The following is a 7,169-nucleotide window of genomic DNA, read 5'->3' as shown; positions in this document are numbered from 1 at the left end:
TTACTTGAAGAGAACTTACCAACCCAAAGTAAGACGTCGTAAAAAGAATCATGGGTTTCTAAAAAGAATGAAGTCTAAAGCTGGACGTAACGTGCTAAAACGTCGTCGTGCAAAAGGTAGAAAAAGGTTAAGTGCATAGGGCTACTACACAGTGGTCCTTTTTGCACTTTTTTAAAATATCTTTAAAAATTTTTTGGAGATGAGTGTATGGCTAATTTTCTACCTTTAAAGAAAGACTCAGAGTTTAGACATATTTATAAGGTAGGTTTTTCAAAGGCAACCAAACATTTAGTAGTTTATTGTATAAAGAATGACGATAATAATAGGCTACCAAGGATAGGGTTTGTCGCTAGCAAAAAAATAGGTAATGCTGTAGTAAGAAATAGATACAGGCGTTTAATGAAAGAAGCCTTAAAAACTGTAAATGAATTTAGTGGTTACGATCTAATAGTTTTAGCAAGGCCTAGGATTGTTAAGGCTGATTTTAAGACTATATGTAAAGATGTTAATTTCCTATTAAAACGTCAAAATATTTTTAGGTGATTTTATGCTTAAAAATTTATCTATAGTGTTGTTAAGGTTTTATCAAAAGTTTATTTCACCGTTAAAGGGTCCTAGCTGTAGGTTTTATCCTACCTGTTCTACATATGGGATACAAGCTTATCAAAAGCATGGGTTTATTAAAGGAACTTTTTTAACGGTAAAAAGAGTATTTAAATGTAACCCGTTTAATCCAGGGGGATATGACCCTGTTCCATAATGATAGGGGGAAGGTAAATGAGTTTTATTGTTGATTCTTTGGGGCAATTATTTGTTGCGCTAATTGATTTCACTAACAATTATGGTATTGCTATAATAATTTTGACGGTGCTGTTTAGGCTAATAACTCTACCATTGACATTAAAACAAATGAAATCAACGCAAGCGATGAATGAAATAGCTCCCGAAAGAAAGAAAATTGAAGAAAAGTACAAAAATGACAAAGAAAAACAAAGTAAAGCTTTAATGGAGCTGTATAAGGAAAAGAAGATTAACCCTTTAGCTGGGTGTCTTCCTATGTTAATTCAGTTGCCAATTTTTATTGCTATGTTTAGAGTTTTCCAAGATCCAGAAATTATAGTTCATGTTTTTGAAAATGTTTCTACTAAGTTTTTGGGAATCGACTTAGCTGCAGGTGTTAGCCTTGCAGAAGCAGAAATAGTTGCTCCTGAGGGTTGGAATGATGTTGCGGCAAGGGCAGAGCATGCACGAACATTATATATATTACCAATTCTAGCTGGTGCAACTACGTATCTTCAAACAAAGGTTACAATGGCAGGTAACGCTGCTTCTAGTCAGCAAGGTGGTATGGCAGCTATGACCACTATAATGCCTATAATGATTATATTCTTTAGTGTTAGTTTGCCGCCTGCTTTAGCGCTATACTGGTTTGCAGGTAACGTATTTGCTATAGGTCAGCACTTAGTGTTACAGAAAAGTAAACTTTCTAGTAAAACGGCAGAGGGGGAATAAAGCCTATGAGATCTGTTGAAGTTTCAGCAAAAAGTGTAAAAGATGCTTTGGAACAAGGACTGCAACAGTTGGGCTTAGAAGAAGAACAAGTTACGTATGATATTTTAGAGGAGCCTACAAAAGGTATTCTAGGGTTACTTAGTAAGCCGGCAAAAATAGTAATTACCGAAAAGTTTAATCCTGAAAAATTTGTTAAAGGATTTTTGATTGAGTTTTTAGAGCATTTTAATGTCAGCTTCGTTATTGACTTAAAGCAGGATCAGTCAAGTTTAAAGGTAAATATAACCGGTGAGGATTTAGGGGTTTTGATTGGAAAACACGGAAAAACTTTAGACTCTATACAATATATAACTAATTTGGCCTTAAATAGGAAGACAGAAGAGTATTTTAGGGTTGTAATAGATGTTAATAATTACAGAGAAAAACGTGAAGAAACTTTAGTGTCATTGGCTAACAGACTTGCGAGCAAAGCAATTAACACAAAAAGAAAAGTTTTGCTTGAGCCTATGAATGCAATGGAGAGAAGAATAATCCATAGCACATTAAATGATAGTACTACGGTAAAAACCTATAGTGTAGGCGAAGAGCCTTTTAGAAAGGTTGCTATCGAACCTAAATAAATTATTTAAAACCAGTTACTAAAATTTAGGTAACTGGTTTTTTTATAGAGTATGGGTATATTATTTTTAAAGCTATTTACTATTTTATAGAGGTGATATTATTGGTTGCAGATACTATAGCAGCAATTGGAACTGCTTTAGGGCAAAGTGGAATTGCGATTGTAAGAGTAAGTGGTCCTGATTCATTAAAAACTGTGGATAAATATTTTATAAGTCCTAAAAAAAATAAAGTAACAAAGATGGATAAAAACACGATAAACTATGGACACTTTCATGACGAAAATGGAGAAGTTATTGATGAAGTTTTAGTTTCTGTGTTTAAAGCGCCATTTTCGTATACCGGGGAAGATGTAGTAGAAATAAACTGCCACGGTGGGCAGATACCTATAAAAAAAATATTAACTAAAGTTTTAGAAAGTGGTATTAGATTGGCTGAACCTGGTGAGTTTACTAAAAGAGCTTTTTTAAATGGTAAGCTAGATTTATCCCAGGCGGAAGCAGTAATGGATCTAATATCCGCTAAAACTGACTTAAGTCATGATATGGCTAATAAGCAAGCAGCAGGTAATCTATCTACGGAAGTAAAAAAAGTTAGGGATAAAATACTGGAGGTACTAGCTAATATAGAAGCGACTATCGATTATCCTGACGAGCAATTTGATTCTATGAGCGTTGAGCAAATGGTAAGTAAGCTTTCAGAAGTTGAAGGAAGAATACAAAACTTGCTGAAAACAGCAACAACAGGAAAGTTAGTAAGGGAAGGAATTAAAACAGTTATTATTGGTGAACCCAATGTGGGAAAATCGTCACTACTTAATGCTTTAACAAAAGAAAACCGAGCGATAGTTACCGATATTCCTGGTACAACACGAGACGTTTTACAAGAAAATATAAATGTTAAAGGTGTCCCTTTAGTTGTGTTAGATACTGCTGGAATAAGGGAGACTAGTGATAAGGTAGAAAAAATCGGGGTAAAACGAACAAAAGAATACATAAACACAAGTGACTTAGTGTTATACGTTATAGATGGATCTCAAAACTGGTCAAAAGAAAATGACTTAATACTGGAACTAATTAAAACAAAGCCCAGGATTGTAATTATCAACAAATCTGATCTTCCTCAAAGCGTGGATATCGAAATAGTCAAAGGAAAAGTCGATTGTGATGTTTTGGCAATTTCTGCGGAAAAGAGTAAAGGGATTACTCAATTAGAGGATAGAATTCTAGGTTTATTTGAGGTTGGGAACATTAAGGATAGCTCTCATGAAGTTACGATTTCTAACATTAGACATGAAATGGCGCTGAAGGATGCTAAGAGCAGCCTAGAAGATAGCATTAACGCTTTAAAGTGTGAAAATCCAGTGGATATTGTTTCAATAGATATAAAAGATGCGTGGCAATCGCTAGGAAAGATAACCGGTGAATCTCTTTCTCAAAACTTAATAGACGAGATTTTCTCTAGATTTTGCTTAGGTAAGTAAGGAGGATTAGTTGTGAATAATTTTGATTGTATAGTAATTGGAGCAGGTCATAGTGGGTGTGAAGCTGCATTAGCTTCTGCACGAATGGGACTAAAAACTTTGGTAATAACGTTAAATATGGATAATATTGCGCTAATGCCGTGTAATCCAGCCATTGGCGGACCAGCAAAAGGTCACCTTGTCAAGGAAATTGATGCCTTAGGTGGAGAGATGGGTAAAAATATAGATAGTACTTATATCCAGATGAGAATGCTTAATACCGGAAAAGGTCCTGCTGTACACGCCTTAAGGGCTCAGGCAGATAAATCTATGTACCAGCTAAATATGAAAAAGGTTCTTGAAGATGAGGACAATATTACGTTAAAACAGGGTGTAGCAGATCATCTGATTGTGGAAAATAGCACGGTAAAAGGGATTATACTTAACACCGAAGAGAAAGTTTATGCTAAAACAGTAGTTATCACCTCTGGTACTTACTTAAAAAGTAAGATTATACAGGGGCAACTAAACTATGATGCAGGTCCTAATAGTCAATATACAGTTAATAGTTTATCTGACTCTTTAAAAGACCTAGACATAAGAATGATGAGGTTTAAAACTGGAACTCCCCCAAGAGTGGACGGCAAAACCGTAGATTTTACTAAGATGGAAGAACAGCCAGGTGATAAAAACCCTTATAAGTTCTCTTTTATGACAACGGAAGAAAAACTGAATAAGGAACAACTACCTTGCTATTTAACTTATACAAATGAAAAAACTCATAAAATTATTACTGATAACATGCATAAATCACCTTTATTTGCAGGTGTTATAGAAGGTGTGGGACCAAGATATTGTCCATCCATCGAAGATAAAATTAAAAGGTTTAGTGACAAGCCCAGCCATCAACTGTTTGTAGAGCCTGAGGGAATACATACCAACGAAATGTATCTTCAAGGGATGTCAACCAGTTTACCCGTGGATATACAGCTAGAGTTTTTAAGAACAATAGCTGGATTAGAAAATGTAGAAATAACACGTCCAGGTTACGCTATCGAGTATGACGTTGTGGACCCGACTCAGTTAAAACTTACTTTAGAGTTTAAAGAGATTAATGGTTTATTCAGTGCTGGTCAAATAAACGGGACAAGTGGATATGAGGAGGCTGCAGCCCAAGGTTTGATAGCAGGTATAAATGCAGCTTTGTCTCAAAAAGGCAAAAAGCCGTTTACACTACAAAGATCTGATGGATATATAGGGGTGTTAATCGACGATCTAACAATAAAAGGTACCCATGAACCTTATAGAATGTTAACTTCAAGAGCTGAATTTAGATTATTACTACGTCAGGACAATGCAGATAGAAGACTGACCTCATTAGGATATGACGTAGGGTTAGTTACAGATGAGAGATATGCCATCTACCAGAATAAAGAAGAAGCGATAAATAAAGAAGTTAAGAGGTTAAAGGAAATAAAGGTAAATCCTAAAGAAACTGTAAATAAAGCTTTGGAGAAGTTAGGTTCCACGAAAATCTCAAAGACTTATTCTTTGGCGGACTTATTAAAAAGGCCAGAAATTGCTTATTTTGACTTAGAGAAAATCGGTACAATTAAAGAAGAACTTCCTTTTGAGGTTAGGGAGCAAGTAGAAATTGAAATAAAATATAAAGGCTACGTTGAAAAGCAGCTAAGCCAGGTTAGCAGGTTTAAAAAGACTGAAAACACAGCTATACCGAGCTCCATCGATTATAACAAAGTCAAAGGCATTTCTGGGGAGGCAAAAGAAAAGCTTAAAACCATAAAACCGGTTACATTAGGACAAGCCTCTAGAATTTCCGGTGTTTCGCCAGCTGATGTTTCAGTTCTAATGGTTTATTTAGAGCAGCTAAAAAGGGGAGAGTAATATTGAAGTTTAGTGATAGGTTAGATATGATTTGTGAAAATTTATCGTTTGATCTAGATACCGATCAAGTTGAAAAACTGAAGAAATACAAAGAACTACTGCTCGCATGGAACGAAAAAATGAATTTAACTGCTATAGTTGATGAGCAAGCGATTATAGTTAAACATTTTATAGACTCCATGCTTCCAGCAAGTTTATTTACGGAAGGAAAGGTAATTGATGTTGGTACAGGAGCTGGGTTTCCCATAGTGCCTTTAAAAATTTTAAAACCTGAGTTAGATGTATGGGGTCTAGACGCTTTAAATAAAAGAATCACTTTTTTAGAAGAAGTACGAGAAGAATTAGGCATTGAACTAAACCTAATACACGGTAGGGCGGAGGAGTATGCTAAAAAGGATGTTTCACGTGAAACATTTGAGTTTGCAACTTCCCGAGCTGTTGCACCTTTAAACATACTAGCTGAGTACAATCTACCTTTCCTAAAGGTAGGTGGGAACTTTGTTGCATACAAAGGAAGCAATTATAAGGAAGAAATAAGCGATGGAGAAAGTGCTTTAAAAGTTTTAGGAGGAGAGATTGAAGACGTATTTCAGTATAAGCTTCCAGTAACAGAAGAACAGAGATTTGCGATTATAATTAAAAAGGTTTTTAAAACACCGGCTAAGTACCCGAGAAAACCAGGGATTCCTAAAAAGAGACCATTATAGTTAAATTAAAGTTGCCTTTTTAAGGCAACTTTAATATTTTTTTATGAGTAATAAAAGCAGGATAATGTAAGTCTTATGGAGAATTAGAAATCAATAATAAAGTTTATATAGGTGGTGGAGTAATGAAAGAGCAACTAAGTAAGATTTTAGGTCATAGTTCATCAGGAGAGGATAAAATACACGATATTGATATGGTAAATATCAATACAAACCCATTTCAACCTCGAAAAGATTTTGATGACGACAAAATCGATGAACTAGCACAATCGATTAAGACCTATGGATTAATACAGCCTATAATTTTACGAAAATCCGGCGAGAACTATGAAATCATAGCCGGCGAAAGAAGGTTTAGAGCCTCTAAACTACTTGGCAATAGTAAAATTAAAGCAATTGTAAAAGAAGAGGTCAAAGAAAGTGCCATGGCTGCAATCGCATTAATTGAAAACATTCAAAGGGAGAACCTAAACTTTTTGGAAGAAGCAGAAGGTTTACATAGGCTGTTAAATGACTTTAAACTTACTCAAGAAGTTTTGGCGCAGCGATTGGGAAAAAGCCAGTCTACAATAGCAAACAAGTTAAGACTTTTAAAACTAAATGACAATGTCAAAGAAAAGCTTAAAAACAGTCAGCTGACAGAAAGACATGCTAGAGCGTTACTAAAAGTGCCTTGCGAAAATCAGCCAGAAATGGTCGATAGAATAATAGACGAAGGCATGACTGTGAGACAAACAGAAGAACTAATAACTCTTCTTTCAAGTACTGGAGAGGATGTTAAAGAGGACGGGAAAAAAGAAAGCAAAAAAAGAAAAATGGTATTTAAAGACTTTAGAATATTTCTTAACACTATAAAGCAAGCGGTAGACACAATCAAAGGTTCAGGGATTGATGCCCAAATGGACGAAAGCGACTTAGGAGACTGTATAGAGGTAAAGATAAGGCTTCCTAAAAATAAATAGTTTGAA

The 7,169-nt window shown here is 35.1% G+C and carries 9 protein-coding genes; all 9 read left to right on the top strand.

All coding sequences use genetic code 11. The annotated features are described in order from the left end of the window. The first annotated feature begins 4 nt into the window (after positions 1–4). The 9 genes from rpmH (at position 5) to noc (ending at position 7,163) form a co-directional block, all read left to right on the top strand. Positions 5–139 carry a 50S ribosomal protein L34 gene (gene rpmH / locus PRVXH_RS13610; protein ID WP_353893294.1) on the top strand — a complete coding sequence of 45 codons (135 nt, stop codon included), beginning with the start codon at positions 5–7 and terminating at the stop codon, positions 137–139. Between the two features lie 68 nt (positions 140–207). Beyond that, complete coding sequence (rnpA, locus tag PRVXH_RS13605) at positions 208–543, top strand: ribonuclease P protein component (RefSeq protein WP_353893293.1); 336 nt, start codon at positions 208–210, stop codon at positions 541–543. A 4-nt stretch (positions 544–547) separates the two neighbouring features. Continuing rightward, the gene (gene yidD, locus PRVXH_RS13600; protein ID WP_353893292.1) at positions 548–760 is read left to right on the top strand and encodes a membrane protein insertion efficiency factor YidD; all 213 of its coding nucleotides are present in this window, start codon (positions 548–550) and stop codon (positions 758–760) included. A gap of 17 nt (positions 761–777) precedes the next feature. Next, complete coding sequence (locus tag PRVXH_RS13595) at positions 778–1,512, top strand: YidC/Oxa1 family membrane protein insertase (protein WP_353893291.1); 735 nt, start codon at positions 778–780, stop codon at positions 1,510–1,512. 5 nt (positions 1,513–1,517) lie between these two features. Next, positions 1,518–2,132 carry an RNA-binding cell elongation regulator Jag/EloR gene (gene jag, locus PRVXH_RS13590; RefSeq protein WP_353893290.1) on the top strand — a complete coding sequence of 205 codons (615 nt, stop codon included), beginning with the start codon at positions 1,518–1,520 and terminating at the stop codon, positions 2,130–2,132. Positions 2,133–2,227: 95 nt separating this feature from the next. Further along, positions 2,228–3,613 (top strand): tRNA uridine-5-carboxymethylaminomethyl(34) synthesis GTPase MnmE, encoded by a 1,386-nt coding sequence (mnmE, locus tag PRVXH_RS13585; protein ID WP_353894598.1) that lies wholly within the window; start codon positions 2,228–2,230, stop codon positions 3,611–3,613. A gap of 12 nt (positions 3,614–3,625) precedes the next feature. Then, the gene (gene mnmG, locus PRVXH_RS13580; RefSeq protein WP_353893289.1) at positions 3,626–5,497 is read left to right on the top strand and encodes a tRNA uridine-5-carboxymethylaminomethyl(34) synthesis enzyme MnmG; all 1,872 of its coding nucleotides are present in this window, start codon (positions 3,626–3,628) and stop codon (positions 5,495–5,497) included. A 2-nt stretch (positions 5,498–5,499) separates the two neighbouring features. Then, positions 5,500–6,204, top strand: a complete 705-nt coding sequence (rsmG, locus tag PRVXH_RS13575; protein ID WP_353893288.1) for a 16S rRNA (guanine(527)-N(7))-methyltransferase RsmG — start codon at positions 5,500–5,502, stop codon at positions 6,202–6,204. 122 nt (positions 6,205–6,326) lie between these two features. Continuing rightward, the gene (gene noc, locus PRVXH_RS13570) at positions 6,327–7,163 is read left to right on the top strand and encodes a nucleoid occlusion protein (protein WP_353893287.1); all 837 of its coding nucleotides are present in this window, start codon (positions 6,327–6,329) and stop codon (positions 7,161–7,163) included. Positions 7,164–7,169 lie beyond the last annotated feature (6 nt).

Origin of the sequence: Proteinivorax hydrogeniformans, assembly GCF_040515995.1 — a bacterium.
GTDB classification, from domain to species: Bacteria; Bacillota; Proteinivoracia; order Proteinivoracales; family Proteinivoracaceae; genus Proteinivorax; species Proteinivorax hydrogeniformans.
The sequence above is the reverse complement of the archived record's forward strand: the minus strand, read 5'-3'. Positions and strand labels throughout refer to the sequence as shown.